The organism is Paenibacillus sp. FSL R5-0744, from assembly GCF_037972555.1.
GTDB lineage: Bacteria > Bacillota > Bacilli > Paenibacillales > Paenibacillaceae > Paenibacillus_AQ.
Window position 1 is genome coordinate 3,000,994 of sequence record NZ_CP150228.1, and the last position, 25,993, is coordinate 3,026,986.

The 25,993-nt window shown below is 40.8% G+C and carries 29 protein-coding genes; 27 read left to right on the top strand and 2 right to left on the bottom strand.

The features are described from left to right. The first annotated feature begins 86 nt into the window (after positions 1–86). The 4 genes from MKY19_RS13065 to MKY19_RS13080 all read left to right on the top strand — a co-directional run bounded on the left by MKY19_RS13065 (position 87) and on the right by MKY19_RS13080 (position 2,460). On the top strand, positions 87–953 hold the full coding sequence (locus MKY19_RS13065) for an NAD(P)-dependent oxidoreductase (RefSeq protein WP_339803369.1): 867 nt from the start codon (positions 87–89) through the stop codon (positions 951–953). Positions 954–979: 26 nt separating this feature from the next. After that, positions 980–1,108 (top strand): hypothetical protein, encoded by a 129-nt coding sequence (locus MKY19_RS13070; protein ID WP_256716254.1) that lies wholly within the window; start codon positions 980–982, stop codon positions 1,106–1,108. 24 nt (positions 1,109–1,132) lie between these two features. Next, positions 1,133–1,327, top strand: coding sequence for a hypothetical protein (locus MKY19_RS13075; RefSeq protein WP_076286428.1), 195 nt, complete (start codon positions 1,133–1,135; stop codon positions 1,325–1,327). Between the two features lie 188 nt (positions 1,328–1,515). Beyond that, positions 1,516–2,460 (top strand): GNAT family N-acetyltransferase, encoded by a 945-nt coding sequence (locus MKY19_RS13080; protein ID WP_339803372.1) that lies wholly within the window; start codon positions 1,516–1,518, stop codon positions 2,458–2,460. Positions 2,461–2,572: 112 nt separating this feature from the next. On the opposite strand, the gene MKY19_RS13085 is transcribed toward MKY19_RS13080, so the two are convergent. Next, positions 2,573–3,463, bottom strand: coding sequence for a GNAT family N-acetyltransferase (locus MKY19_RS13085; RefSeq protein WP_339803375.1), 891 nt, complete (start codon positions 3,461–3,463; stop codon positions 2,573–2,575). A gap of 121 nt (positions 3,464–3,584) precedes the next feature. On the opposite strand from MKY19_RS13085, the gene MKY19_RS13090 reads away from it, so the two are divergent. The 18 genes from MKY19_RS13090 (at position 3,585) to MKY19_RS13175 (ending at position 20,849) form a co-directional block, all read left to right on the top strand. After that, a complete protein-coding gene (locus MKY19_RS13090) occupies positions 3,585–4,160 on the top strand; it encodes a GNAT family protein (RefSeq protein ID WP_042187737.1) in 576 nt (191 codons plus the stop codon). 276 nt (positions 4,161–4,436) lie between these two features. Continuing rightward, positions 4,437–5,102 (top strand): response regulator transcription factor, encoded by a 666-nt coding sequence (locus MKY19_RS13095; RefSeq protein WP_042187739.1) that lies wholly within the window; start codon positions 4,437–4,439, stop codon positions 5,100–5,102. Between the two features lie 3 nt (positions 5,103–5,105). Then, positions 5,106–6,512 (top strand): HAMP domain-containing sensor histidine kinase, encoded by a 1,407-nt coding sequence (locus MKY19_RS13100; protein ID WP_042187741.1) that lies wholly within the window; start codon positions 5,106–5,108, stop codon positions 6,510–6,512. Positions 6,513–6,582: 70 nt separating this feature from the next. Further along, complete coding sequence (locus MKY19_RS13105) at positions 6,583–7,371, top strand: DUF3919 family protein (protein WP_042187743.1); 789 nt, start codon at positions 6,583–6,585, stop codon at positions 7,369–7,371. Positions 7,372–7,393: 22 nt separating this feature from the next. Beyond that, positions 7,394–8,431, top strand: coding sequence for an ABC transporter substrate-binding protein (locus MKY19_RS13110; RefSeq protein WP_339247730.1), 1,038 nt, complete (start codon positions 7,394–7,396; stop codon positions 8,429–8,431). Between the two features lie 91 nt (positions 8,432–8,522). Further along, entirely contained in the window at positions 8,523–10,178 is a 1,656-nt protein-coding gene (locus MKY19_RS13115; RefSeq protein ID WP_042187746.1) for an iron ABC transporter permease, read from the top strand. Positions 10,179–10,201: 23 nt separating this feature from the next. Beyond that, complete coding sequence (locus MKY19_RS13120) at positions 10,202–11,284, top strand: ABC transporter ATP-binding protein (RefSeq protein WP_042187748.1); 1,083 nt, start codon at positions 10,202–10,204, stop codon at positions 11,282–11,284. Between the two features lie 109 nt (positions 11,285–11,393). Beyond that, positions 11,394–12,410: an extracellular solute-binding protein gene (locus tag MKY19_RS13125; RefSeq protein WP_042187750.1), complete on the top strand. Its 1,017-nt coding sequence runs from the start codon at positions 11,394–11,396 to the stop codon at positions 12,408–12,410. 308 nt (positions 12,411–12,718) lie between these two features. Continuing rightward, entirely contained in the window at positions 12,719–13,078 is a 360-nt protein-coding gene (locus tag MKY19_RS13130) for a helix-turn-helix transcriptional regulator (RefSeq protein ID WP_042187753.1), read from the top strand. 93 nt (positions 13,079–13,171) lie between these two features. Beyond that, the gene (locus tag MKY19_RS13135; RefSeq protein WP_042187755.1) at positions 13,172–13,558 is read left to right on the top strand and encodes a DivIVA domain-containing protein; all 387 of its coding nucleotides are present in this window, start codon (positions 13,172–13,174) and stop codon (positions 13,556–13,558) included. Positions 13,559–13,773: 215 nt separating this feature from the next. Beyond that, complete coding sequence (locus MKY19_RS13140; protein WP_042187757.1) at positions 13,774–14,646, top strand: PRD domain-containing protein; 873 nt, start codon at positions 13,774–13,776, stop codon at positions 14,644–14,646. A 22-nt stretch (positions 14,647–14,668) separates the two neighbouring features. Next, positions 14,669–15,175 carry a PTS glucose transporter subunit IIA gene (locus tag MKY19_RS13145; protein WP_339803383.1) on the top strand — a complete coding sequence of 169 codons (507 nt, stop codon included), beginning with the start codon at positions 14,669–14,671 and terminating at the stop codon, positions 15,173–15,175. A gap of 47 nt (positions 15,176–15,222) precedes the next feature. Further along, positions 15,223–16,677 carry an N-acetylglucosamine-specific PTS transporter subunit IIBC gene (gene nagE / locus MKY19_RS13150; protein WP_339803386.1) on the top strand — a complete coding sequence of 485 codons (1,455 nt, stop codon included), beginning with the start codon at positions 15,223–15,225 and terminating at the stop codon, positions 16,675–16,677. A 147-nt stretch (positions 16,678–16,824) separates the two neighbouring features. Then, the gene (locus tag MKY19_RS13155; RefSeq protein WP_339247744.1) at positions 16,825–17,142 is read left to right on the top strand and encodes a hypothetical protein; all 318 of its coding nucleotides are present in this window, start codon (positions 16,825–16,827) and stop codon (positions 17,140–17,142) included. 173 nt (positions 17,143–17,315) lie between these two features. Then, positions 17,316–17,834, top strand: a complete 519-nt coding sequence (locus MKY19_RS13160) for a sigma-70 family RNA polymerase sigma factor (protein WP_076286416.1) — start codon at positions 17,316–17,318, stop codon at positions 17,832–17,834. A gap of 53 nt (positions 17,835–17,887) precedes the next feature. Further along, positions 17,888–19,009: a hypothetical protein gene (locus MKY19_RS13165; protein WP_339803389.1), complete on the top strand. Its 1,122-nt coding sequence runs from the start codon at positions 17,888–17,890 to the stop codon at positions 19,007–19,009. Then, positions 19,006–19,968 (top strand): ABC transporter ATP-binding protein, encoded by a 963-nt coding sequence (locus tag MKY19_RS13170; protein ID WP_042187768.1) that lies wholly within the window; start codon positions 19,006–19,008, stop codon positions 19,966–19,968. Before MKY19_RS13165 ends, MKY19_RS13170 begins: the two co-directional genes overlap by 4 nt. Next, positions 19,965–20,849 (top strand): ABC transporter permease subunit, encoded by an 885-nt coding sequence (locus MKY19_RS13175; RefSeq protein ID WP_042187770.1) that lies wholly within the window; start codon positions 19,965–19,967, stop codon positions 20,847–20,849. Before MKY19_RS13170 ends, MKY19_RS13175 begins: the two co-directional genes overlap by 4 nt. A 91-nt stretch (positions 20,850–20,940) precedes the next feature. On the opposite strand, the gene MKY19_RS13180 is transcribed toward MKY19_RS13175, so the two are convergent. Then, positions 20,941–21,267 (bottom strand): helix-turn-helix domain-containing protein, encoded by a 327-nt coding sequence (locus MKY19_RS13180; RefSeq protein ID WP_042127276.1) that lies wholly within the window; start codon positions 21,265–21,267, stop codon positions 20,941–20,943. Positions 21,268–21,460: 193 nt separating this feature from the next. On the opposite strand from MKY19_RS13180, the gene MKY19_RS13185 reads away from it, so the two are divergent. The 5 genes from MKY19_RS13185 (at position 21,461) to MKY19_RS13205 (ending at position 25,685) form a co-directional block, all read left to right on the top strand. Next, positions 21,461–22,240: a GTP cyclohydrolase II gene (locus MKY19_RS13185; protein ID WP_042187772.1), complete on the top strand. Its 780-nt coding sequence runs from the start codon at positions 21,461–21,463 to the stop codon at positions 22,238–22,240. Between the two features lie 78 nt (positions 22,241–22,318). After that, positions 22,319–23,374, top strand: coding sequence for an ABC transporter ATP-binding protein (locus MKY19_RS13190; RefSeq protein ID WP_042187774.1), 1,056 nt, complete (start codon positions 22,319–22,321; stop codon positions 23,372–23,374). Between the two features lie 127 nt (positions 23,375–23,501). Next, positions 23,502–24,251, top strand: a complete 750-nt coding sequence (locus tag MKY19_RS13195) for an ABC-2 family transporter protein (RefSeq protein WP_042193809.1) — start codon at positions 23,502–23,504, stop codon at positions 24,249–24,251. 48 nt (positions 24,252–24,299) lie between these two features. Further along, entirely contained in the window at positions 24,300–25,043 is a 744-nt protein-coding gene (locus MKY19_RS13200) for an ABC-2 family transporter protein (RefSeq protein WP_179085851.1), read from the top strand. A 114-nt stretch (positions 25,044–25,157) separates the two neighbouring features. Next, positions 25,158–25,685 carry a hypothetical protein gene (locus tag MKY19_RS13205; RefSeq protein ID WP_339803393.1) on the top strand — a complete coding sequence of 176 codons (528 nt, stop codon included), beginning with the start codon at positions 25,158–25,160 and terminating at the stop codon, positions 25,683–25,685. The last annotated feature ends 308 nt before the right edge of the window (positions 25,686–25,993 follow it).

Consider the following 25,993-nt stretch of genomic DNA (forward strand, 5'->3'; position numbering starts at 1 on the left):
TATGGATAATAATCCAAATTCTAATTGAGAATTTGAGAAGTAACTAGCAATCTTATACTTAGAGGCTGTTCTTAAGGAGGGCGTAGATGAAGATATTTGTAGCCGGTGCGGCGGGCGTGATTGGACGGCTATTGCTACCTAAGTTATTAGAAGCGGGGCATGAGGTTGTCGGAATGACCCATAAGGAAGAAAATAGAGCATTTATTGAGAAGTGTGGAGCACAGGCGGTAATCGCGGATGTCTTCGATCGAGAGGCCATATTTGCGTCCATTCACAAAGCACAGCCAGAAGTGATTATCCATCAGCTAACTTCACTAAGTCAGCGGAATTTCTCAGATAATTCCAGGATAAGAATAGAAGGAACACGAAATATTGTGGATGCATCTCTTGCAGCTGGCGTGGAACAAATCATTGCACAAAGTATTTCATGGGCTTATGAAGCTGGAGATGTGCCAGCTACGGAGGAAACTCCTTTAGATCTTAAGGCTTTAGAGCCTCGGAGAAGAACGATTGAAGGTATATACTCACTAGAGAAAGCAGTTGCCGAGATCCCCAATCATGTGATCTTGCGGTATGGAATGTTGTACGGCCAAGGAACATGGTATGACACTAATGGCTATATGGCAGCGGAAATTCGTCAAGAACGAATGACAGCGACAGATGCCGTTGTATCATTCCTACATGTGGAGGACGCAGCTAACGCAGCGGTGCTTGCTCTGAACTGGCCTTCAGGCCCTGTGAACATCGTAGACGACGAGCCTGCTAAAGGATTGGATTGGTTATCAGCTTATTCAGATACCATAGGTGCTCCTGCTCCTAATGTTCAAGAAGGCAGAGCAGGATGGGAACGGGGAGCCTCTAATACGAAAGCTCGAATGGATTACGAATGGAGTCCACTGTACCCGTCATGGAGGTCAGGATTTGCTCGGAGCTTGAATGTCCAGAGTGAATGAATTCAGCTACTGAAAGGAAGTGCAGTATGAGTTTACTTCTTGTGATTTTGTTCTTTATTGGTTTAATCATGATGATTAGCAATCAATATGCGATGATCAAGAAAATGGACGAAATGAATGAGTCACTAAGTGAAATTAATAATAAACTTGGCTAGCTAAAGTTGAAAAGGAGTGATGACGTGGGGGTAATAAAAAATTTCTCTCTAGTGGTCGTGAATTTAATCGCGGATCTATGGTTTGGAATCGTACGAAAACCTGAATTTTATGATAATCACACGGTTACTAGAACAAAAAGAGGGTACGTCCTATTTGTAACGTTAGCAGGTATTATCGCTGTGGGAACCGCCATTTGGCTATGCTCTAGAATTTATTGAGGATAAGACTGCCAATAGGCAGTTTTTTTTTATTATAAGGTTTCTTCTTATATATTGGACTTCCAGATGCAATTACACTTGCTGTAGTTTAGTAAATAATCATTATAAGTGTTTATTACCAATCATTTACTTTAAGAAGTGATACTATAGAAAATAGAAGGTGAAGTATCAGCGAGGAGGAATTGTACATGCAATTAATGGGATGGTCCGAGGATGAAATATCGTATGAGCTAAGTAATAATTATTCAATTCGTAAGGCTGAATCGGAAGAGTGGGGAGTGTATTGCTCCATTTATTATAATATTCAATATATTGGCTTTTTTAGAGAAGATGGGTTCAATTCTACCCAAAAGAATGCTTTTTGGATCTATAAAGGGGAGGAGAAAATAGGTGGAGTAAGGATGTCACCTAATCGGATCTATCATTTATTTGTTATTCCACCTTTTAACGATACATTTGTGGTGCTTAAACTTCTAAAAAAGCTTTTGATATATTGGTCTGACCGAACGGAGCCTATAAAAACATTTGAGGTTCTACCGGATCAAGTTCATTTATTTGCGCGGGCAGGATTTTGGCCTGATGAATTCAGATGTCGCTGGATGCAGCGTCCTACAGATCATTTTGAGGTGGAATGGAACGAAGAATTTAGAATTGAAAGTCCACAGATCGAAGAGGATGGAAAAGGAGCTAAACGCTTTATTCTTGAAGATCAGATCGCCGAATGTAGCTACGCTAGCTTTGCCGGAAGTCTCGAAGCGACCAGAAGAAAGCAATTTTCCTATGAAGATTTTATTCCAAGTGAAGAACCGAATTATACGAATGAAGCATTACTTACCGCGTCAACGCTTGTGTATGATAGGAAATCGGGACAGTTAATTGCGAATTGTCTCTTGGGCTTACAAGGAGATTACGCAGCAGTTTATAGTATTGGTGTAATGCCCGGTTATAGAGGCAAAGGGATAGCGACACTGATGTTGAAAAGAGGACTAAGTCTCCTTAAAGATAAGTATCCTTTCCTTAGATTATATGTCATGGAAGGTAATGATGCGGAGTCTGTTTATACGAATCTAGGATTTGTTCCAGGAGTACAAGAGATACAGAGCATGTATATTCCAGTGAACGATCAAGCATAAACGTTTCTGCGTTCTTCTATGGGCGGTAAGCGTTTAAGTGAGTATAGGCGGGGAATTTATAATTTCTAAAATTAATAAAAGGGCTGCCGGAGGGCAGCCTTCTTCATCCTATCTAGGCATGTGAGGTTATGGGAAAAATGAAATGTTTAGGTAGTTCTTTTAAAAGTGGACGTACAAATAACACATCCTCACTCTCGGGAATAAATTCGGTCTCCATGTGATCTATATTGAAATCTGGTGTGAAATGAAAATGAATAACCTCCGTTTCAGGTGAAATAATGCTATTCAATATCACGTTGATATCTATGTGTGAAGTACTGATAATATCAAAAATATGAAGCTGATGCTCCTCATGTCTAAAGATCACTACGACGTCAGCTTCTTCAATATAGTAAAAAGAATCATGGAAAGGAAGGATAAAATAAAACAGCAGCTGATGTTCATTGTTTACAACGCTGAGTATAGAGGACACCGGAACTTTTTCTTCAGCGAATTTTTTTATCATGGTGAAATCAACGGAGTTATTCATAGATAAGGGACGCACAGAGAAGATTTTAGACGTTTGATTTCTAAGATTAGAAGCGTTAATCGAAAAGCTGCTTTCTTGCATACGTTCAAATCCGAATTTAGGATAAAAGTCCAAAGCACTGTCGTTTGCAAATAAGTAAATGAAGTCAAATTCATGTTCGTATTTCGCGATAATATGATCTATTAATTTCCTGGATAATCCTTGCATGCGATAATCAGGATGTGTCATTACAGTGCCAATTTGAATGGCGTTATACTCTTTTTGATTTATGAGAATCGTCATTTTGTTTATGGACGCATTAGCGATCACATGGTCCCTATCGATGTAGGAATAACAAATATACTTGTCACTCCAGCCTCCTTGTTCATACCATGGGGAAAAATCAATCCCGAAGATTGATTTAGCTAAGGAATTAAAGCTTTCTTTATATTTTTCGATATGCTTATAATCACTGACCAATTGGTAATCACTCATAAGTATGCCTCTTTTCCAAAGTGTTTTTCATAGTCACGTTTAATGGTTATATCTTACTACATGGTTATAAAGTAATGTTTATTATAAAAAAACAATCCCAATATTATTTGGAGGCTAGAAAATGAGAGAGATAGATTATAGCAATTATTACTGGAAAGATGACCAAATTAGATTGCGTTCAATACAAGAAGGGGATTGGGAAGGTTATTATACGAACCGATTCGATACTCCAGCGCGGCGACTCTTACAATGTGCAGTTGAACTACCACCTACCATTGCCGAAGCCAAAAATTTTGCGGAGACTTACGCTGAATTCTCATCCGATAGACTAATGTTTACGATCGAAGATTTGCATGGTGAAAATGTTGGCGGCGTAAATCTCAATAGCATTGACGAGAAAAATGGTACGTTCAGCATAGGTGTGCAGGTGGATAAAGATCATCGAGGTAAAGGGTATGGAACGAGAGCTATAACCATCCTCTTAAAATATGCTTTTTTCGAGCGACGGCTAAATAAATTCAATGAATGTGCGCTTGAAGGTAATGAAGGTTCTATAGGGATGTTAAAGAAAGTCGGATGCGTGCAAGAGGGCGTGCGGCGGAAAGTCATTTACACGAATGGAAGATATTATGATTTGATATTGTTTGGATTGACGAAGGATGAATTTATGGAAAAAAACGGAGATGAGCAATCATGAACACAATCGCTGGATTAAGAGATTTTCGAGTGGTATAGTCCGTTCTACAAAATCCTGAATCCGTAAAGCTCCCATTATATGGGGGCTTTTTTGTGGTTTTTTCTTACTGTACTAGACATATAAATTGTAAGTTTATAGTCAATTATTTGATTTGTATTTCTAATTGTAGATAAATGGAAAGCGTTTTCGTATTTAATGATATCCGCTATTATAAGAGGGTAACTAAAAATATGAACGTTCAGTGTAATATAGCATCTAAGGAAAAGAGGGCTACATATGAATATTTTAATTATTGAAGACGATCCCAGCATTCAAATGCTGCTAAAATTGAGCTTAGAGGTGGAAGGGTATCAGACGAAAGCTGTAGGAACGGTGACTAAGGCATGGGATGAACTTGCAACATGGTCTACCGATTTAATACTGTTAGATCTTATGTTACCTGACCGTTCCGGGTTCGAGCTTCTTCAAATGCTTCAACAACAGTATAAGTCAGTCCCGGTAATCGTGCTCACCGCTAAGAATGAAATGAATGATAAAATCCTTGGCTTTCAGTTGGGAGCAGACGATTATCTAACGAAACCTTTTGAGACAAGGGAACTTATCGAGCGCATTAAGGCAGTTATGAGACGAATGAAGATGGTAGCGCCTCCTGAAGTGATCAAGATTGGACCTATTGAAATTGATAAGAATGGACGTACTTGTAAGATAGGGGAACAATGGCTTAAGACAACTAGTAAAGAGTTTGACTTCATGTGGCTCTTATGTGCTCATCCTAAGAAAGTTTTCACTCGCGAAGACTTGCTTGATCAGGTCTGGGGTTATGATTATTATGGGCATACAAGATCCGTGGACATGGTGGTAAACCGTCTTCGGGAGAAAATGAAACCCAACGAGCATCTGATCGCCACTATACATGGGACAGGCTATAAGCTGGAGGTATAGAAGATGGGGCTGCGAAATAAAATGTTTATTCAGCATGCCGTTACGATTGTTATGCTGCTCACAGCGATGTTTTTTATCGTTAATTATACGCTTAACCAAAGTATGATTAAAAGGGATACTCAGACGTTAAGTCAGTATTTTGGCTTGCATCGTATTGAGGCATTGAAGATTGTCAGTGATCAGAAAATTAATATAGAACAATTATTTTCAGGTAAGTACGCCCCCTTTATTGCGTCGCATTTGGCGTCAAACAGCAATTTTCAAGTACAACTATTCGCACTAGATGAGACGATTGTTGGGAGCAGCAGCGATAAAGAAAACTTACTTAAACGTAACGATATTCAGAAAGCGCTTACTGGTAATGCTGCCACAGTCATAACTGCAGGTGAAGGTACACAATATCTAATTTACTCAGTTCCCTTCTGGTATGAAGGAGAAATTGTGGGTGGATTTCGATATTTATTGGACCTCCATGAGAATTTGCAGACATTAAACCAGATGCGCACATGGTTCATCGCTGCAGCTGTAGGATGTTTAATTTTTTCGCTTATGGTCAGCTATTCATTCTCATCTTTGTTGGTGAGGCCTCTACATGCCTTGCAGCAGGCGCTTAAGCTTGTATCCATTGGCGATTTTAGCAGAAAGATACAGGCGAGTAGTCAGGATGAGGTAGGAGAATTAGCCAAGGATTTCAATCATATGTCGGATGCGCTGCAACATCATATCAAAATGTTAAAGTATGAACAGGGAAAGCAGAAAGCTTTCTACGACAACATAACTCATGAATTAAAAACACCATTAACTTCGATTATCGGGTTTTCGGATTTAATTGAAAGAATGAATAAGAAGGATGATATACAGGAATGTAATACCTATATCCGTAAAGAGAGTACTCGGTTGTTAAATATGGTTGAGGATTTGTTACAGACCTCACTGATTGGTGATGAGGCTTGGCGTATCAAGCTGGAGTGTACTGATTTAGGGGCTGTCATTATGGATAGTCTACGTATCTTAGAGCCGACCCTTCAAAAATCCGCGATTGTTACCACGCTAAAGATCTCATCTTGTGAAGTGAATTTAGATCCCAAGAGAACTCAGCAAGTTCTATTTAACGTGATTGATAACGCTATTAAGCATAGTGAATGTACAAATCTCTATATCGAGTTAACGGAGCATGGGGACTGTGGGCTGGTTCGTATCATAGATAACGGGAGAGGGATATCACAACAATTGCAAAGTATATTATTTCTACCCTCGGCAGAGAAACAGGATCGTATTATTTCAAACGAATCACATGGGTTAGGATTACCTCTATGTAAACAGTTTATGGAACTTCAAGGAGGGAGTATCGTCATTACTAGCTCGGAGAAGAAGGGGACAGAGATTCAGCTGAGATTCCTCTTAACATAACAAATGTAAGCGCTGTTACAAAACTGATACAAATTTAAAATTTTTCTGATATATGAGGAGGTTAAAGTAAGTGCCAGAGGATAAGAAAGGGCTTTCATGGTTTCGCCTCATCTTGTTACAAGTCATCATAGGCAGTCTGCTAATCGGCATGTGCGCTTACACTTTTCGAATACCTCTTGATGAAGTACATGTTGTACCTCGACAGGAGGATCAACTTGACCGGATTGCTGGCGTTCCGATGCGCGTGGATATTACGTATCCAGGCCTAGGGACGATATCCATTGAGGATCCGAAGGAATTGCTGAAATTGAGATCTACTTTTTCCGGGTTGTTATCATCAGGAATGCAGCGTCCACAACAGTTAGTTCCGAGACTTCTGTTGACGGGAACGATGGCCTATCTGGATCAAGAAGATATTCCTTTTCAAGTGGAAACGAATGCGTTTCACTTCGGTGCAGAGTCAGTTAATTCGCTTAATGTAAGTGCAACTATCCGCAAGCTGCAAAGTACACTCATCGATAAGATGTTAACAACGTCGAGTATTGGATCTGCTGTGGAAAACAAGATTAATGATGTGTTCACACTACAGCAGGGAGTACTTACAGCTCTCACTCAGGTTGAGAGGAAGGCGTTGATATCGCAGATTCGTGCAGCAGAGCGTATTATCGATTTCAGCCATTTTGATGACTTACAACGTACACCCGATGCTCACTTTGTCATTCAGCTCACGAATGATTATCGAGTGAAAAAGCACTGGATCCATGTGGATCGTTATAACGGCGCTTACTTCGTGGTCTATGACCTTCTGGATGAGACCAATCAAAGAGTCTATTTCAAACTAAATAATGCCTCATACTGATCTTGAAGGGATGGTTTAGTCTATGGCGAGAAAGAAAAAAAACAGTAAGTCAGTCATTTTATTGTCAGTCATAGTAGTTGTGTTGGTAGCGGGGTTCTTCATGTATAAATCAGGAGTATTTGGCGGTAAAGAAATGAAAAAAATCACCGTATATTCCATTTTTCAAGAGGAAGAGGCTCGTAAAATTCTGGATAAATTCAAAGCTGAAACTGGAATTGACTATGACATCCTACGGTTACCAAGTGGAGAAGCGGTATCCCGTGTACAGAATGAAATGTCGAATCCACAAGCCGACTTTCTGATGGGAGGGCCAGCGGATTCGCACCAAGTACTGAAAGAGGCAGGTTCATTGGAAGCTTATGCTTCTCCGAATGCTTCTGACATCGCTGACAATATGAAAGACAAAGATGGCTTCTGGACAGGGTTTTATCTAAATCCAATCGCTATAGGTATTAATGAAGAACGTTGGAAAGAGAAATATGGTAGTGATCCATACCCTGAAACTTTTAAGGATTTGCTTGATCCTAAATTCAAAGGTGAAATTGGTATGTCCGATCCAGCAACATCGGGTACAGCATATACAGCAGTAGCTTCTTTAGCCCAAGTATGGGGTGATGATGAGATGTTGAACTATATCAAACAGTTGCTGCCTAACCTTAAGGAAAGACCTAAGTCTGGCATTGAGCCCATTCAGAAAGCTGCTAAAGGGGAGTATACAATTGGCGTGACTTTCCTAGGCGATCAATTGAAGATTAAATACCAAGGCAACCCAATTGTTAGTGTTGTTCCAGAAGCAGCAGGTTATGAAGTTGGAGCCTTATCCATTGTTAAGGGTGGGCCTAATACAGAGGCTGCGAAGAAGCTTATGGACTATATGCTTACCAATGAACCGGGTGAGTTGTATACGCAATCTGCATACGCAGTATCCGTTAAAGCATCAGTACCGATTCCTAAAGGTGGCATTGATATTAAAACAACGAAATACAACGATGCTTATGATTTGTTAAAAGCAGCATCGCAGCGTAAAGAGTTGCAAAATGCATTAAAAGATTTGAAATAAAAGAGCCAATAGGGGTATTGCAGGGCTGTACCATATATGATGACTGTAATGCCCCTCAAATTGGATGGCAGAAAGGTGGGAGTCGCCCCCTATGAAAGAAAAAAAAGGCATTGGGGAGTCGATCAACAGGCTCTTTAAAGATCCGTCGTCACTCGTACTTGTACTGACTAGCTTTGCATTTCTCATTCTATTTGTTATTTATCCGCTGGTAATCGTTGTGTTTACATCTGGATTTGATAATTGGGCAACGTTTTTTAGTAAACCCCGTTATGGAAAAGCGCTATTAAATACGGTAGTTAGCTCATCATTATCCGCTTTTACAGCAACAGTGTTTGGATTTATATACGCGTATGCAATTCACTACAGTAACATCAGAGGAAAGAAGTTCTTTCGATTTATAGCCTTTATTCCATTATTAGCTCCTTCGGTTATGAGTGGTTTAGCATTCCTATTGCTTTTTGGACGTGGGGGAATGATCTCACAATGGTTAAATACCAACTTTAATTTTGAGCTTGATTTGTATGGATTACCGGGGTTGTGGATTGTTCAGACGATATCCTATTTTCCACTTGCCTACATGACTATAACGGGTGTGCTCCGCGCTATATCACCGAATCTGGAGATAGCAGCACAGAATCTTGGAGCTAGAGGATTCAAATTATTCAGGACGATTACGCTGAAACTTGCACTTCCAGGTGTTATTAACGCATTCTTGCTGGTAGCGATTAACTGCTTCGCTGACTTCGGAAATCCAAAGCTAATTGGTGGTAACTATTCACTTTTAGCAGTTGAAATTTACGGAGAAATCATTAATAACGAGGCAGGACTAGCTTCGGTCATGGGGATTATCTTAGTAATTCCTGCACTGATTGTATTCTGGGTTCAGAATAAGATTTTATCTAAAGGCTCCTACTCAACGATAACTGGTAAGCCGGTATCTGGTTTGAAACGGATCACTACATCTAAGAAGACAGATGCATTACTTTTCTCTTTTAACAGTTTAATCTCATTGTTCATTATTTCGATGTTTGCGATCACCATTCTTTTCGCCTTTACGAAAAACTTTGGTCGAGATAATACGTTCACACTGGATCATATTATGAAAGTTGTCTTTAGTTCATCTAGTCCAGCCGTTTTGAACAGCTTAGTGTTATCGCTAATTAGTGCGTTGCTGGCGGTGGCTCTTGCATTAGTGCTCGCCTATATAGTAGTTCGCAAACCTTTTCCAGGTAAAAAATTACTAGATTTCAGCGCGGTTCTTCCAATTGCGCTTCCAGGAACATTCGTTGGTCTTGCACTGATTGTTGCGTTTAGTAAAGGTCCGATTGTTTTGCAGGGATCTGCAGCATTGATTGTCATTGCGATGTTACTTAAACAGATGCCTGTAGGTTATCGGGGCTTGACTGCGTCTTTTAAACAAGTGGATAAATCGATCGAAGAAGCAGCCACCAATCTGGGTGCGAGTAGCCGTAAGACGCTAACAACGATTGTATTTCCAATGTTGCAAAAAACCGTCGTAGCGAACTTTGTCTATGCGTTTATGAAAAATATGAATACTTTGAGTACGATAATCTTCCTAATTACCCCTAAATGGGTTGTTGCAGCAGTATCGATCTTTAACTATGCCGAAACGGGAACCTATTATTGGGCAGCCGCTGTGGCAGTGGGTTTGATGGGTGCAACGCTCGGAACACTGGGAGTGATCAAGTTGATCTTCCGTTCCAAAGTGAAAATATTTGATTTCTAATGATTTTGAAGGGAGTGGGCACGATGGAATCCAACATACTACTAGATTTGAAAAATGTGAATAAAGTGTTCGGCAATAACCATGTCTTGAAAAATATCAACCTAAAGATTGAACGTGGGAAGTTCATTACCTTCCTTGGTCCGAGTGGTTGTGGGAAGACGACTTTATTACGTTCCATCGCGGGTTTCTATACCATCGATGATGGTGAGGTGTGGATTGACGGGAATTTGGTTAATGAATTACCTCCATATAAAAGGGGCACTCCAATGGTGTTCCAGGAATATGCCTTGTTCCCGCATATGACGGTATTTGATAATATTGCTTATGGACTAGATATTAAGAAAAGACCTGAAGCAGAAGTACAGGAACGGGTAATGGCTGTTATGGCTCAGGTCAAATTATCCGGACTTGAAGAGCGATATCCCCATGAAATGTCTGGTGGACAACAGCAACGTGTAGCTATGGCTCGTGCCTTAGTGATGAATTCGCCGATTATTCTCCTGGATGAGCCACTAAGTAATCTAGATGCTAAATTACGTGAAGAGGTACGCGTTGAACTGCGAACAATTCAACAGGAACTTGGACTAACCGTAATATATGTAACACATGATCAATTGGAAGCTTTGTCGATGTCAGATCAGATCGTTGTTTTTAATAAAGGAGCTATTGATCAGTACGGTACGCCGCATGAAATATATTATAAACCTCGTACACAATATGTAGCTGATTTTATTGGTTCTACCAATTTTATTGAGGCAGTAGTCATGCAAAGTAAAGAGGGTACGGCAACAGTTAGCTACGGCTTTGGAGGGGATAATGTTACTATTACTACAGATGAAAAGCTGACAGAGGGTGAGGAAGTTCTTCTGAGTGTTCGCCCCGAATCATTGCGACTAAATCATCCGGACATTAGTGGATTTAACATCATGGGAGTAGTCCAATCCTCGATGTTTCTAGGAGAAAAGGAAAGATATTTCCTTGCAGATCAATGGGGCAAAGAATGGATTGTCGATGCTTATGATATTGGTCAAAAGACTTTCGATGGTCAAGTTCGGATGAGTGCGGCAATAGACAAAATTCATATTATTAAAAAGGTTAGTCCGTAAACTGAAGTAGATGTTCCAAAAAAGGAAAACAGTCGTTTTCCTTTTTTGACGTATCGTTTTTTTATAGAACGGCGGCTATAGGCTAGTTTAGCGGGAGGAGACGTTCTAATTGAGAACAAAGGTGATTATCCTGTCATTGGTTGCGGTAACAATACTTCTTCTAATATATTTCTATCCTGGACAGAAAAGCAATCAGCCTCTCAAAGTATATGTAATTTTTCAAGAGGATGAAGCGCGTATTCTGTTGGAGAAATATAAGAAGAAGACGGGACAGTCTTATGAGCTTATTCGCATGTCTGGCGGTGAGGCAAGCTACCATTTGATGTCGATCAATAAGACTGGCATTGATGTTGTTCTCGGTGGGCCTGCTGATCTTCATGAGCAGCTCAAGAACAAAGGGAAATTAATTCGCTATTCATCACATGTTGCTGATGAGATCCCCGACATCTATAAAGATAAAATGGGCTATTGGACAGGTATATACATGGGTGCATTGGCTATTGGTGTAAATGAGCAGGTCTGGAATCAAGATCCTCAGCTTGTAGCTTTACCTCTTCCGGAACGCTACGAAGACTTATTACGTCCCGAGCTCAAGGGGAAAATTGAAATTCCGGACCCAGAAACCTCAGGTACAGGATACACATTGCTAGCCTCTCTTGCACAAGAACGTGGGGAGGAGCAAGCTCTAGCATTGGTGAGTGCTCTTAAGAAGCAGAGTTCATCAACTACATTCTCAGGAATTAGTTCTGCCCAGCGGCTTGCAGTAGGTGAAGTTGCTGCTGTTATCAGCTTTATGGGCGACCAGCTTCGATTTAAGAATTCGGGATATGCTATACAATCTTCTATTCCTCCACAAGCTGGATGGGAGATAGGTGCAGTGTCGATCTTGAAAGGTGGGAACAACGTGACTGCTGCTAAGCAGCTGGTAGATTTTGTACTGTCAACAGATGCTCAGACAGATTATATGAATTCCGCATTTTCCTTACCTGTGATGCCGAATATTAAGATCCATCCGCTATTGTCTTCTGTTAAACTGGAAAAATTAATGATTACGTATCGATTCGATATCGCTGCTGCGAACCGAGAGGAATTACTCGCTAAATGGCATGAGGCCAATAAACGCTAAGGGATTGTTCACTCATTATTCAACGGCCATCGAGAACTTTATGGTTAAGTTCTCAATGGCCGTTATTTATTACTCGAGAAAACCAACTTTCATCATATGAAAAATTCACAATAGAAAATCACAAAATAAACAACTCTATCTAGTTACTTTCAATAAATTCATCATCTATCCCTATTAAATTTCTATACAAATCGGAAAAAGTGAACCCACTACCACATTTCAGGTTGTGAAAGTTGGAAAATAGTGCTTATACTAGAGTTATAGAAGGTAAGATTAACCAAAAAAAACACAACATGAGGAGGGTTTATATGGCGTTTATGATTGCTCAACGGGCTTTTATCAAGGTGTATCTTATAACAATGGTAGAACAACATCGCGGGTATGGATACCAAATGCTTGAGGATTTACGTCGAGATTTCAAGGCACATGGATATTCCCCTCCACAGAGCGAAATTTATCGCGCGCTGCATGAGCTGGTACAGCAAGGAATTTTATATCGTACTAAACAGCTAAAAGGGAATGACCCGAAGGTGGATTTTCAAGAAATCGTCTTATACCATTTCACAACTGATGGAGAAGAGAAAGCGAAGCTATATAAGAAGCAGGTGAAGACGGATCTTGATCGCTGCTTAGGTATTTTGAACAAGGCGGTTGCGGATAACTTCTAGAACTGGAACTATAGTTATATTTTCAGGATGCTCTCACCCTGTTATAATGGTTACTGCCGGATAATTGCAGTATATACTTGGAGGTAACAAATGATGGATGAACATATGAAACGTCGATTGGACAAACAACGTAAGCTATTCAGCCAACTTGGCATCACTCTAGATGCTCTAACCATACATGAAAAAGAATTCAGTATGAAGCTTCGTGGTTACGATGCGGAGGAAGTGGATACATTTTTAGATAGCGTAATCAAGGATTATGAGCGTTTTTATGCGACAATTGCTGATCTGATGGATAAATGGCAAGAACAGCAGCTGGAGATGCGAGAATTAAAATCAGAAACCAAAGCCACAGAGGTTATTCAGGTCCCAGTACTTAGAGGCATCGACCCAAAGGAATTAGAAGAGGTCATTTTAAAACTAGAGACCAATGTCCGTCAGCTTAAAGAAAAGCTTCCCCAAATTGAAAGCTATTTATAACTCGTGGATTTTTGAGTTTCAGGAGCTGCGCTTGACATTTATAAATTTACCATTGACGAGTTAGCAGTTCATGATTTATGATATGTTCATAAATGATCATTTATATTTTAGTGGCGTGTTACCGTTAAGGGCATGAGCCAAGGATTGTCTTCATCTCGATGAGACATTTCTTGGCTTTTTTTGTTCCTAATTGACGATAATATGGGAAAGGAGTGATGAGCTTGTCGCGGGAGATCGAGCAATTTCAAGTACAGCGTGTGATTGGGAACAACGTTGTAATGGTTCAGGGAAGCAAGAACGGCAAGGAATATGTCATTATCGGTAAAGGCATTGGTTTTGCTGTGAAAGGTTCAGGTGTGATTGAAGGAAACGATCCTCGTATTGAGAAATTGTTTCGTCTAGAAGACCGCGAATCCTGGAGTCAGTATCAAATATTGCTGGAAGACATAGATCCCAAAGTGATGAGAATAACTGATGAAATAATTGCTGATATCCAAAGTCAATTTCCTGACAAATTAAACGACAAGATTTATTTGGCACTCCCGAGCCACATTCAGTTCACCATTTACCGTCTGCGCAACGGGATGGATATTATTAATCCTTTTTTACAAGAAACTAAGATGTCTTTTCCGAAGGAATTTGATATCGCTTACAAGGCATCAGAGAAGATCAATGCTGAATTTCAGGTGCAAATTCCCGAAGACGAGGTTGGATTTCTAACTTATCATGTGTACTCCGCAGTTAACAATGTATCGGTGGGTCAGTTAGTAAAAGCATCTAATATCGTGAGTGAACTTCTAGACATGATTCAGCAAGAACGGAATATAACTTTTGAGCATGGCAGTATGAATCATATTCGATTAATGATCCACTTGCGGTTTTCGCTGGAACGTATTTTGAAAGGATCACTAATAGATAATCCTTTTGTGAAACATATTAAGAAGGAATACAAAGAGGAATACAAGTTATCTCAAAAGCTCGGTAAAGTGATGCAAAAATCTCTTGGTGTAGATATCCCAGAAGAAGAGCTGTGTTTCCTGGCGATGCACTTACACCGATTATTTCAGACTTTAGTGAAACAAAACTAACATCTTTAGAGGAGTGGAGCATATGTTTTCCAAATGGAAATCAAAAAAAGAAGAGAAACATACTGGACATACAATCGAAATCATGGCACCAATCAGTGGAGAAGCAGTTTCATTAACAGAGGTTCCGGATGAAACCTTTGCTGGTGGTCATATGGGTAGCGGAGTTGCAATCAGACCTTCTGAGGGGATCCTAAAGGCTCCTTTTGATGGCACGGTTGCTCATATCGTGAAATCGAGTCATGCAGTTATTCTGGAACATTCCTCCGGTGTGCAATTGCTGTTACATATCGGAATCGATACTGTCAGTCTTAAGGGCAACGGATTTGTTAGTCATATTGCCTCTGGAGATCAAGTGAAGGCAGGTCAAACCTTAATCGAATTTGATCTGGACGTTATTCACGCAGCAGGCTGTGACACAATTTCACCTGTAATCGTGACTAGTACGGAGGAAACACCACCTCAAGTGAACGGACATTATGGTCAGGTTACAGCAGGACAGGATCTGATTCTTACAGTGGCTTCAAAGTAATAAGCTGATACAGCATTACTACTATTGAATCGAAAGGATGATATTTTATGTTGGGTTTTCTACAGAAATTAGGTAAGTCGCTTATGCTTCCGGTAGCAACTTTGCCTGCGGCAGCTATTCTTCAAGGATTAGGTCTGATTAACTACGAAAAAGATATACCTCTGGGGGCAACGATAGGTGGATTCCTGAACCATTATTTTGTTCCATTTCTAAATGCCGGTTCGGGTGCTATCTTCGGAAATCTTGCTCTAATCTTCGCAGTAGGGGTTGCCATTGGATTTGCCAAGGATGCCGTAGCAGCCTTGTCAGCAGTAATTGCATACTTAGTACTAGACAAGATTCTGATTGCCGTACCCCTTCAGTTCTCTTTTATTGATGATGCTGTAAAGTTGAATATGGGTGTGCTTGGGGGTATATTTGCCGGTGCCTGGGCAGCATTTCTATATAAGAAATATCACAATATAAAGATGCCAGATTGGCTTGGGTTCTTCGCGGGTAAACGTTTTGTTCCAATCATTACCGCAGCTTCCACGATGGTCCTTGCAGTATTAATTGGGATGGTCTGGAGCCCTGTACAAGATGTAATTAGTGATTTCGGAAACTGGGTAGTGTCACTTGGCGCAGTTGGAGCGTTCATTTTCGGTACAGCTAACCGTTTGTTGATTCCGACAGGTCTTCACCACGTACTTAATTCGATTGCTTGGTTCCAAATTGGTGATTTTACGAATGCAGCGGGTGAATTGGTTAACGGTGACTTAAATCGCTTCTTCGCTGGAGACAAAACAGCTGGGATGTTTATGACTGGCTTCTTCCCAATCATGATGTTTGCGCTTCCAGGTGCAGCGCTTGCATTTATTCATACAGCTAAACCAGAAAAACGTAAAATGGTAGCTTCCATCTTCATCGGTTCTGCTATTGCTTCCTTCTTAACAGGAATCACAGAACCACTTGAGTTCTCCTTTATGTTCTTGGCACCAGCCTTGTACGCAGTTCATGCTTTACTTACAGGATTCTCGATGGCGTTAATGTACATTCTGGATGTTAAGCTTGGTTTTGGTTTCTCCGCTGGTTTGATCGATTATCTGATAAACATGAAGCTATCCACCAATGCATGGATTCTTATCCCTGTAGGTCTGTGTTTCTTCGTTCTGTACTATGTGTTGTTCCGCTTTATCATCACGAAGTTCAAGCTTAAGACCCCTGGTCGCGAAGATGATGATGATGCGCTTGTAGCACCAACTGGAGGTAACGGAACAGGTTCAGCTGCTTCTTCCAAGGCTGCTCAAATTCTTGAGCACATCGGCGGACCTTCAAACATCGAAAATATCGATGCTTGTATTACACGCCTACGTCTGATCGTTAAAGACGAAAAAGCCGTTAAAGATTCCGCACTGAAACAACTCGGTGCTTCCGGTGTAATGAGACTTGGTCAAGGTGCTGTACAAATCGTATTTGGTCCGAAATCGGAGCAATACAAAGAGGAAATCGAGAAGTTACTATAACTTAACGTACTCCGTTTAAATTTATTAGCAAGGGCTAGTCCGCATACTAGCCCTTGTTTTTTTTGTATACTTACAGGGATAAAGTGTTGCAATATACACAATACCTAGTATAATACTTGGTATAACCATGCAAAGGAGTCGGTACATATGTCAGTCGACGATTATCTGGACCTTTTAAATTATGCCAAAGCAATTAACGATGGACAGTGGCAGGCTGACATCATAAAGAGCTTAAAGAATCTTAACACAGTATCGGAAGAACCTCAGGTTCAAGAAGAAAGTGTGATAGAATTATGGTCACGGTTTGATTCCGTTAACATATTGATCATGAAGTTGTTTGAGAAGCTGCGTAAGAATGAAGAATCAGATGAAGTGTTACATTGGAAAGAACAACTGCTGGAGCTTAAGCTGGAGCGGAGTATTTTGTCCAAGAAGATTCTTAACCGATATATTCGAATTCGATAATTGGGATCAAAACAGATAGGTAAGACCAATAATGAAGACAGTTACCTTATTAATTAGGGGCTGTCTTTTTGTATGTTTTATAATGGATTATGATAATTATGAAGAATTCTGATACAAAAATGTACTGACAGTCGTCTTACTTATAGCTGCAGCTGATAAGGAGGATTTACACGATGGAAATTCCGGAATCTGAAATTTTTAAAACAATATTTTATGAACATTACCCTGTTGTCCGCCGTAAGCTTGCCGCTTTGGTACGTGATGAATCGGCGGCTGATGATTTAGCTCAAGAAGTTTTTCTGAGATTGTACCGTAATCCACCAGATGATCCAGCAGCGCTGGGTGCCTGGCTTCATAGAGTCCTTACTCGTATTGGATATGATTATTTGGACAAAAAAGCAAGGGAACGGCGACTGCAGAATAAACAAGAGCAGCTTTATGATGCTAGTGAATCTCCCCCTTCAGGTGAAGAAGTCATTATTAGTAAGCTAGATCAGGAAGATGTACACATCTGGCTGAATGAATTGCCTGAAAGAGACAGACAAGCGCTTCTTCTTCGCTACTCGGGGTACAGTTATGTGGAAATCGCGGGAGAGCTTGGAGTAAGACCTCCAGTAGTAGGGACCCTGCTTCACCGAGCGACAGAGAAACTAAGACAAAATGCAACGAAGGCGATACCCCAGACGAAGTAGACTTCTTTTGAGGAGAAGTTAAGAAGTAATCTTTAAAATCAGGAGGTACAATAATGAATAACTATTCAGGAAAGCAAGATAAAGATAAGCAAAGTACAGACGAAGCCTGGGCCAAGCTACAGAGTAAGTTAGAGAATGAGCCTTATAATCCTCAATGGGCAAAATGGAGTCAAAATACGGAAGCCCAAACTGAGGATTCTGTTAACTTAAGTCAGGTAGAAAATGTAGAGAACCTTGAATCAGAGTCAACTCCAACGGTAGTACAGGACATACTTATAACTACCCATGATAAGAAAGTACAACGTCCGCGTCGACTGCGTATGAACCGTCGTCGGAAACTAGGAGTTGTAGCTGCGAGTGTAGCTGTTTTTGCAGTCATTCTCGCGACCCCAATAGGAAACACAGCAATGGCATCCATTCTGAATCAGTTCCGGATGGAACAGGTTACGGTTGTTCATGAGAGTGATCTGCGTAATATTTTCACACAGGTGGCTGAAGACGGTGAACTTAATCGATCAATTAATCAATTCGGTGAGTTTACAAACGCTAGCGGGGCTTACATTGGTGAGTTGCCTGCGGATCAACTGAAGGCTACCCTAGGCTATCCAGCGAAAACCGCTGCTTTAGTGGAAGGGCATAATTCAGTTACGGTGGGTGCTTCACAAGATATCACGCTTAATCTGAAAGTGGACGAAGTGAACAAAGCCCTGAAGAAAATTGGAGCAGAACATCTGCTGCCCGAATCGATTGACGGTAAACCAATTACACTTCATATCCCGGAATTTGTGAATTACAATCTCTCATCTGACGAAACACACTGGGCAAGTCTGTCGCAGATGAATGCACCTGTACTTAACGTTGATCCTTCTATTAAAGTGGAAGAGGCTTTGGAAGCTGTAATGAATTTCCCACTGCTCCCAGATTACTTGAAGACTAGCTTAATGCAAAGCAGGGTCTTATCCGGAGAAATCCCAATGCCGTTAATCGCTGGTGAAAATACGGAGCAAATAACTGTGGGTGACACTTTAGTTATAGTTGACAATTATGAATACAGCCGCGGTCCTGTATATCAAGCCACATGGATTCAGGATGGACAGCTATTCAATTTGTCAGGTGAGCTCTATTCGAGTAAAGAGAAGCTTATCACCAAGGTTCAGGAGCTGATTGAATCATGAGTACTGCAGCAATTGAAGCCAAGTCCCTAACTAAAGAATATGATAACGGACGCGGTTGTCGAAATGTAAGTATTACTGTAGGGAAAGGGGAAGCCTTTGGCTTCCTCGGCCCTAACGGTGCAGGTAAAAGCACCTTTGTAAAAATGCTTGTAGGTCTTATTCATCCATCAAGTGGCAGTGGAACTCTGTTCGGGCATAAGATTGGTTCGCTAGAAGCTAAATCACTAATCGGTTATTTACCCGAATTGTATCGTTATCAGGAATGGCTAACGGGTGAGGAGGTAGTGAGGCTGCATGCAAGACTATGCGGAATGCAGCGGTCTGTGGCAGATAAGAGAATTCCACAACTTCTTGATGAGGTTGGAATTGGTAAGCGCGGACGTGACCGAGTGAAGCATTACTCTAAGGGAATGCAGCAAAGACTGGGTTTAGCTTGTGCACTTGTTAATGAGCCGGCTATCGTATTTTTGGATGAGCCCTCATCGGCACTAGATCCAATCGGACGTCAGGAAGTCAGGCGTATATTACAGAATCTAAAAGAAAAAGGGGTTACGATATTTCTAAACTCTCATCTGTTAGAGGATGTTGAAGTACTTTGCGACCGAATGGCGCTACTTAATAACGGAGTTATTCTCCGGCATGGTAAAGTGTCCGAGGTGTTAAACAAGCGTATGAGCTGGCGATTTAAAGTAGGCGGCTTTGCGCCTATTTTATTGTCGTGGCTAAAAGATCAGACAGGCTTGCAGATCCGGGTGTCTTCCCATACCGAAGAATCCATAGACAGTAGTAGGGTTTGGTTGGAAGCGGAGCTGGAAAGTGAAGAGCAGGTGGGTTGGCTGAATACACTGATTATAGAACAAGGGATGACCTTATATGAAGTTTCACATCAGCAAGAACGTCTGGAAGAGTGGTTTATGAATGCTGTATCAGGACTAAGCCACAGAGGTGAACACGAATGAGAATTATAATGGGTATGACCTGGAAAGAACTGATGCGCAAAAGAGTAATGGTGCTGACATTAATTATGACCGTGGTCTTTCTTATTGGGTTTTGGTTTATTGCGGGTACGATCGGGCAAAGTTCTATGTCTCACGGATCGAGTTTTCCTAGCGGAGAAGAACTCCTTATTCGTTTTACAAATGGTTTATTTATTTTATCGTTTGGATTTTTCTTCGGAGCATTTGTAATTGCTTTTTTAGCAATTTTTAGTTCGTTTTCCGCCATTTCAGGTGAGGCAGAGCAGGGAGTGATGCAAGCCTTGCTTCCAAGACCAATTCCACGCTGGAAATGGTACGCAGGTCGCTGGCTTGGTTATGTAACACTAGGAATAGGTTATGCACTTATTTTATTTGTTTCTATATTGCTAATTACGCAAGCCCATACCGCAATTCCAAGAGATGGATTAGCGTTATTTAAATCATTTTTGCTCTTTTCTTCCATCGTACCGTTGCTAATAACTGTTTCTATGCTGGGTTCAGGATTCTTCTCAGCCCTTGGGAATGGAGTCTTTATGACGATGCTTTATGGAGCAGGATGGCTAGGAGGAATGATTGACAAGGTAAGTAGTTCTTTATTATCTAAGCCCGAAGCACTCAGCACTCTAAATAATATGACGGGTATAATGTCCTTACTTATGCCTGTAGATGGGTTACAGCGCAGAATGACTGCTGAACTGTTTAGTATTAACGAAATGAACGGAATGTTTAACGCTTCCAATAGTCTGTTTGGGTTAGATAACTTCACCTCAGTCCCATCTAATTCATTTATCGTCTATGCGATCTTCTATACACTAATCGCGTTCTTAATCGGATTGTATCGTTTTCAACGGAAGGATCTATAGCAGTTTAACAATATATCGAAGAACTTAAAATGCCCTTTTTGTTGCCGGATTTACGGAACAAAAAGGGCTCTTCAAGTTAGTATAAGTCGGATTAATTTGTAACACCAAGCTCAATCCAGTCTGTAGACCAATTTCCAATTTCACCAAGTATAGGAGCCAACGCGGTTCCTTTTGGAGTAAGGGAGTACTCAATGCGTACTGGCATTTCTGGATATACGGTTCGCTCAATAATACCTTCGATTTCCATTTCTTTTAATCGGTCAGATAACACTTTACCACTTAGGTTGGACAGACAGCTTTCTATTTCGCCAAAACGACGTGGACCTGGCATAAGCACGAAAACGATCAGCGCGACCCAACGTTTACTTAGCAAGTCTACCGCTTTTTCAAAGCGAGGACACATGTTGAAATCATTCATAATATCACCTCGACATTCATTATATCATAAACTTACATAAAGTAATTATAAATATTTAAAGATATATTATAACTTGACGAAGTTATATTACAATGATAAACTTACTTACAAATAGTTACTTATATTTTAACTAATATTCGATCCTTATGTATAGCTATAGCTATACCAGATGAAATTGAGGAAGGTGTTACACATGACAAAACCAGATATTATTTCTATCCTACAAAATAAAATTACTCGGATTCCTTTAGAAAACAGTACAAATATATTAGTTGGACCGATTACTTTACCCGTGAATTTAGACGGAGAGACTGTTACTTTTAAATGGTACAACTGGCTGAACACTACGGATGCAGAGCTTCTTGGTGATAATAGTGAAGCAACAGCCGCTTTGATTTCAAAGTTACCATCCATGAGCCTCGCAGATGGTCAGCAATCCAGTGTTTTAGTATATGGTGATTTCGAAGGCTCAGATGAAGCATTGATTCGGATGCACAGCATTTGTCATACCGGCGATATTTTTGGCAGCAAACGTTGTGATTGTGGCTTCCAACTGCATCAGTCCATGAAAATGATTGTCGAACACGGTTCAGGTGCGTTATTCTATCTTGCTAACCATGAGGGTAGAGGCATTGGACTGTTTAGCAAATCTTTAGCGTATCTTTTACAAGAAGAAGGATACGATACAGTTGAGGCTAATTTAGAACTGGGTTTTTCTGATGATTCAAGAAATTATGAAGAAGCGATCAGCGTTCTACAACAGCTACGTCAAAAACCAGTCACGTTAATTACTAACAATCCGAAGAAACTGGAAGCTCTCAAGACTGCAGGTATGAATGCTGTGAAAAGAGTAGCGCTGTGGGGAGATGTATCTTCTTTTAACGAGAAATACTTACGCACCAAAGTGGCTCGTTCAGGACATTTAGAGGCAGTGAAAGAAGGGAATCCAATTGTAGGAAGACTGGCTAAGTAAAAATTGAGGTAGTGCTTTTGCACTTCTTCAATTATAATGGGTTACTGGAACCCAACTTTAAGCTTAGTGAGGTACAATATGACTGCTATTCAAGTACAAGACTTACGCAAAACATTCAAAGTACAAAAAAACCGCGAAGGTCTCAAAGGGGCCTTCGCTGATTTGTTTAAAAGGGAGTATACGGAAGTAACTGCCGTGAAGGATATTTCCTTTTCCATTCCCGAAGGTGAGATTTGTGGTTACATCGGCGAGAACGGTGCCGGGAAATCAACCACGATCAAAATGCTCACGGGTATTCTCGTACCAACTTCAGGAAATCTTACGGTGGGTGGTTATGTTCCTTATTTGGAGCGCGAGAAATTTGTGAAGAATATAGGTGTGGTGTTCGGGCAACGCAGCCAGCTATGGTGGGACATTGGGGTCATTGAATCCTTCCAGCTGCTGCGCAAGGTATACCGGGTATCTGAACAAGACTTCAAGAAACGGCTGGATGAATTAGTCGAACGATTGCAGTTGCAAGAACTACTGAATCGTCCTGTTCGTAAGCTCAGTCTCGGTCAGCGGATGCGTTGTGAATTAGTCGCAGCATTACTTCATAACCCTTCGATTGTATTTCTGGACGAGCCAACCATTGGTTTAGATATTGTGGTGAAGTCAGAGATCCGTGAATTCCTTAAAGATATGAACCGTGAGCATGGAACAACCATACTGTTGACTACACATGATCTGCAAGATATTGAAGCCCTTTGCTCGCGGGTGATTATGCTTGACGATGGTCGAATTATTTATGACGGCGGCCTAGAAGATCTGAAACAGCGCTGGGGAACCGGACGTGAAGTTCAATTTCAATTCGGAAATGCAACGAAACGGCAATTGCTTGAGCTTTGGACTGAAGGGATGCCGGTTACTTGGTCTGCAGACAACGATCTTGGAGCATCGGTTTGGATACCGCTGGATATTAATGTATCCGATGTTTTGGGACGGGTAGTAGGGAAAGCCGACATTACTGATATCAAAATCATTGAGACGAATACGGACGATATTGTTCGCAGTATTTATCAATCCGGGTCTGCGGATAAACCAGAGAAACAAGCTGCCGCTCTGAAGGATGAAAGAGAGGCTTTACATGTCTGATAAGCTTAATGCTGCAACAGCTATGTCTTCGTCCTCAGGAGGTTCGTCTTCAGGTGGTCCTCCAGAGAATAGTCGTAGATTACTGTTTGGGGCGTACTTAGATTTTATACGGATCCGGTTCCTTACCATGCTTGCTTATCGGATTAACTACTACTCAGGTATTCTTATCTATTCACTGAATATCGGGGTTAACTATTTCACATGGATGGCCATCTATGGTAATGGGGATTCACTTGGTGGCTTTACCGCAACGCAAATGACGTCTTATGTCGCTGTTTCTTGGATGGCTCGTGCGTTTTATTTTAATAATCTAGATCGCGAGATCTCTACGGATATACGAGACGGAAGTATCGCTATCCAGTTTATAAGGCCTTATAACTATGTCTTAGTCAAAATGATGCAAGGACTCGGAGAGGGAATGTTCCGCTTCCTCTTGTTTATGATTCCGGGTATGGCTATAGCGATGTTGTTGTTCCCGGTTCAATTACCGACAGCACCATCTGCTTGGGCGGGTTTTCTTGTAATGCTCTTTTTCAGCTTTTTGATTAATTCACAGATCAATATTATTACTGGGCTCTCGGCTTTCTTTGTTGAGAATAATGAGGGCATGATGCGTATGAAGCGGGTAATTGTTGATCTGTTCTCTGGTCTGATCGTGCCGATCAGTCTGTTTCCTGACTGGCTATCTTCTATACTTAAGGTGCTGCCGTTTCAGGCGATTACTTACTTGCCAGGTTCTGTATTTACAGGACGGGTGCAAGGGGTTGGGATTTGGAATGTACTAGGGATACAGATCGTTTGGTTCCTGGCATTACTGATTCCAATTGTCTGGTTATATCATGCGGCGCGGCAGCGTCTCTTCGTGCAGGGAGGTTGAGGAAACGTGTATTACCTTGGATTATTAATTGAATACATTAAAAACTATATGAAGTCCCGGCTCACCTATCGCGCCGATTTTTGGGTAGAGGTCATATCAGATTTGCTCTTTCAGGCTACAAACTTTATCTTTATACTAGTAATTTTCATGCATACGGATAGCCTTGGCGGCTGGAATCAGAACGAAGTAGTGTTCGTCTATGGGTTCTTTATGGTGCCTTTTGGGGTGTTTAGTTGTTTTGTGAATCTATGGGGATTTAGTGAGCGTTATATCGTCAAAGGTGAGATGGACCGTATTTTGACACGTCCAGCGCATAATCTGTTCCAGATCTTTTTGGAAAATGTTGATCCACCAGCACTAATGGGCTCATTCATAGGTATTATTATTATGGCCATCAGTGGTAGTAATCTGGGTCTTCCCTTTGAATGGTGGACGATACCGGCTCTGATCATTCTTACGTTAAGTGCCGTGGCCATCTATACTGGGATTTATACAACATTGACTTCATTATCTTTCTATTCTGATGCACCAACGGGTATTCTTCCTCTAATGTACAATATTCAGACCTATGGCCGTTATCCGGTAACGATTTACAATCGTGCTATTCAGGTACTTCTAACTTGGATTATCCCGTTTGCATTCGTCGGAGTTTATCCAGCAGCGCTCTTCCTGCAGCGTGAAGAAATGACGAGCCTGGCGCTGATGACACCTGTTGTAGGTGCGATATTCCTTGGGATTGGTCTGTTAGCTTGGAGTTATGGAGTTAGAAGATATAAGGGCGCGGGATCTTAAGTTAAGCTAGTGTCTTGTTAAGTTGGAAAGGCTACCTTAGGGTAGTCTTTTTTTTCACTCCTAATTCATCAATATGCTAAAATCATTAATAACTACAATGGGGAGGAATCATAAATGAATGTGTTAAATATTTTACCATCACCCGAAAACTTAAAAAAACTCATGAAAATACTTGCTTCTCTAAATATTGTCCTATGTCCAGAGGAATGGCTTCGCTATCATAGTTTTGTTTCTGAATTCGATAAGAATGTTTCCTTAGCATCGATTGACAATGGATCAGGTGATCATTTGTTTATTATTTTTTCACCTCAAGGAACGATAATTAAAGGATTTGATCATGAGTCAGAAGTAAGTCCATATGCGCGCGACGGACATGAAGTTTGGCCAGGAATCTATGAAGAAGTCCCGACCTCACTATTGTCTTTACTGGAAGATGAGGCGATAACTAAGGATGATGTTACTTTTTGTTTTTGGCGTGAAAATAATGACTTGACGTGGAAAAAGGGGAAGGTAGAGATTCCAGCGGGGACAGAAGATGGTTCGGACTTTTTGCTAGGAACTATTTTCCGCACAGCTGAGGATTTTGTGGAATTTGCCGAAGGTTATTTTGAACTCACACTCCCCTTAGAGGTTGTTGCATAAGTTTATGAGGGTGCAGCTATTACGAAAGAGATGATTAAAGCGTTAAATCCTGATGGTGATATTGAGAAAATCCTTCAGGAGTTAGCAGAGCTAGACTCTTAGGTAATTATCGATTTTGAAAACAAAGGGGGATGCGAAATAAATGAAGGGCTGCCGATAGGCAGTCCTTTATTTATTGATCGGAAGTATTTCATAATGAGGAGTGAAAATAGGAAATAAAAACAGAATACTTTCTCTTTATCAAAGTTATATTTACATATATCATTTTACTAAAGATACAAGTGAGAGGGATAAAACTTTACATAATT

What these genes read in the sequence shown, in the direction of transcription:
- MKY19_RS13065 (WP_339803369.1), top strand. Translation starts at nt 87, where the DNA reads ATGAAGATATTTGTAGCCGGTGCGGCGGGCGTGATTGGACGGCTATTG.
- MKY19_RS13070 (WP_256716254.1), top strand. Translation starts at nt 980, where the DNA reads ATGAGTTTACTTCTTGTGATTTTGTTCTTTATTGGTTTAATCATGATG.
- MKY19_RS13080 (WP_339803372.1), top strand. Translation starts at nt 1,516, where the DNA reads ATGCAATTAATGGGATGGTCCGAGGATGAAATATCGTATGAGCTAAGT.
- MKY19_RS13085 (WP_339803375.1), bottom strand. Translation starts at nt 3,463, where the DNA reads ATGAGTGATTACCAATTGGTCAGTGATTATAAGCATATCGAAAAATAT.
- MKY19_RS13090 (WP_042187737.1), top strand. Translation starts at nt 3,585, where the DNA reads ATGAGAGAGATAGATTATAGCAATTATTACTGGAAAGATGACCAAATT.
- MKY19_RS13095 (WP_042187739.1), top strand. Translation starts at nt 4,437, where the DNA reads ATGAATATTTTAATTATTGAAGACGATCCCAGCATTCAAATGCTGCTA.
- MKY19_RS13100 (WP_042187741.1), top strand. Translation starts at nt 5,106, where the DNA reads ATGGGGCTGCGAAATAAAATGTTTATTCAGCATGCCGTTACGATTGTT.
- MKY19_RS13110 (WP_339247730.1), top strand. Translation starts at nt 7,394, where the DNA reads ATGGCGAGAAAGAAAAAAAACAGTAAGTCAGTCATTTTATTGTCAGTC.
- MKY19_RS13115 (WP_042187746.1), top strand. Translation starts at nt 8,523, where the DNA reads ATGAAAGAAAAAAAAGGCATTGGGGAGTCGATCAACAGGCTCTTTAAA.
- MKY19_RS13120 (WP_042187748.1), top strand. Translation starts at nt 10,202, where the DNA reads ATGGAATCCAACATACTACTAGATTTGAAAAATGTGAATAAAGTGTTC.
- MKY19_RS13130 (WP_042187753.1), top strand. Translation starts at nt 12,719, where the DNA reads ATGGCGTTTATGATTGCTCAACGGGCTTTTATCAAGGTGTATCTTATA.
- MKY19_RS13135 (WP_042187755.1), top strand. Translation starts at nt 13,172, where the DNA reads ATGGATGAACATATGAAACGTCGATTGGACAAACAACGTAAGCTATTC.
- MKY19_RS13140 (WP_042187757.1), top strand. Translation starts at nt 13,774, where the DNA reads ATGAGCTTGTCGCGGGAGATCGAGCAATTTCAAGTACAGCGTGTGATT.
- MKY19_RS13145 (WP_339803383.1), top strand. Translation starts at nt 14,669, where the DNA reads ATGTTTTCCAAATGGAAATCAAAAAAAGAAGAGAAACATACTGGACAT.
- nagE (WP_339803386.1), top strand. Translation starts at nt 15,223, where the DNA reads ATGTTGGGTTTTCTACAGAAATTAGGTAAGTCGCTTATGCTTCCGGTA.
- MKY19_RS13155 (WP_339247744.1), top strand. Translation starts at nt 16,825, where the DNA reads ATGTCAGTCGACGATTATCTGGACCTTTTAAATTATGCCAAAGCAATT.
- MKY19_RS13160 (WP_076286416.1), top strand. Translation starts at nt 17,316, where the DNA reads ATGGAAATTCCGGAATCTGAAATTTTTAAAACAATATTTTATGAACAT.
- MKY19_RS13165 (WP_339803389.1), top strand. Translation starts at nt 17,888, where the DNA reads ATGAATAACTATTCAGGAAAGCAAGATAAAGATAAGCAAAGTACAGAC.
- MKY19_RS13170 (WP_042187768.1), top strand. Translation starts at nt 19,006, where the DNA reads ATGAGTACTGCAGCAATTGAAGCCAAGTCCCTAACTAAAGAATATGAT.
- MKY19_RS13175 (WP_042187770.1), top strand. Translation starts at nt 19,965, where the DNA reads ATGAGAATTATAATGGGTATGACCTGGAAAGAACTGATGCGCAAAAGA.
- MKY19_RS13180 (WP_042127276.1), bottom strand. Translation starts at nt 21,267, where the DNA reads ATGAATGATTTCAACATGTGTCCTCGCTTTGAAAAAGCGGTAGACTTG.
- MKY19_RS13185 (WP_042187772.1), top strand. Translation starts at nt 21,461, where the DNA reads ATGACAAAACCAGATATTATTTCTATCCTACAAAATAAAATTACTCGG.
- MKY19_RS13190 (WP_042187774.1), top strand. Translation starts at nt 22,319, where the DNA reads ATGACTGCTATTCAAGTACAAGACTTACGCAAAACATTCAAAGTACAA.
- MKY19_RS13195 (WP_042193809.1), top strand. Translation starts at nt 23,502, where the DNA reads ATGCTTGCTTATCGGATTAACTACTACTCAGGTATTCTTATCTATTCA.
- MKY19_RS13200 (WP_179085851.1), top strand. Translation starts at nt 24,300, where the DNA reads ATGAAGTCCCGGCTCACCTATCGCGCCGATTTTTGGGTAGAGGTCATA.
- MKY19_RS13205 (WP_339803393.1), top strand. Translation starts at nt 25,158, where the DNA reads ATGAATGTGTTAAATATTTTACCATCACCCGAAAACTTAAAAAAACTC.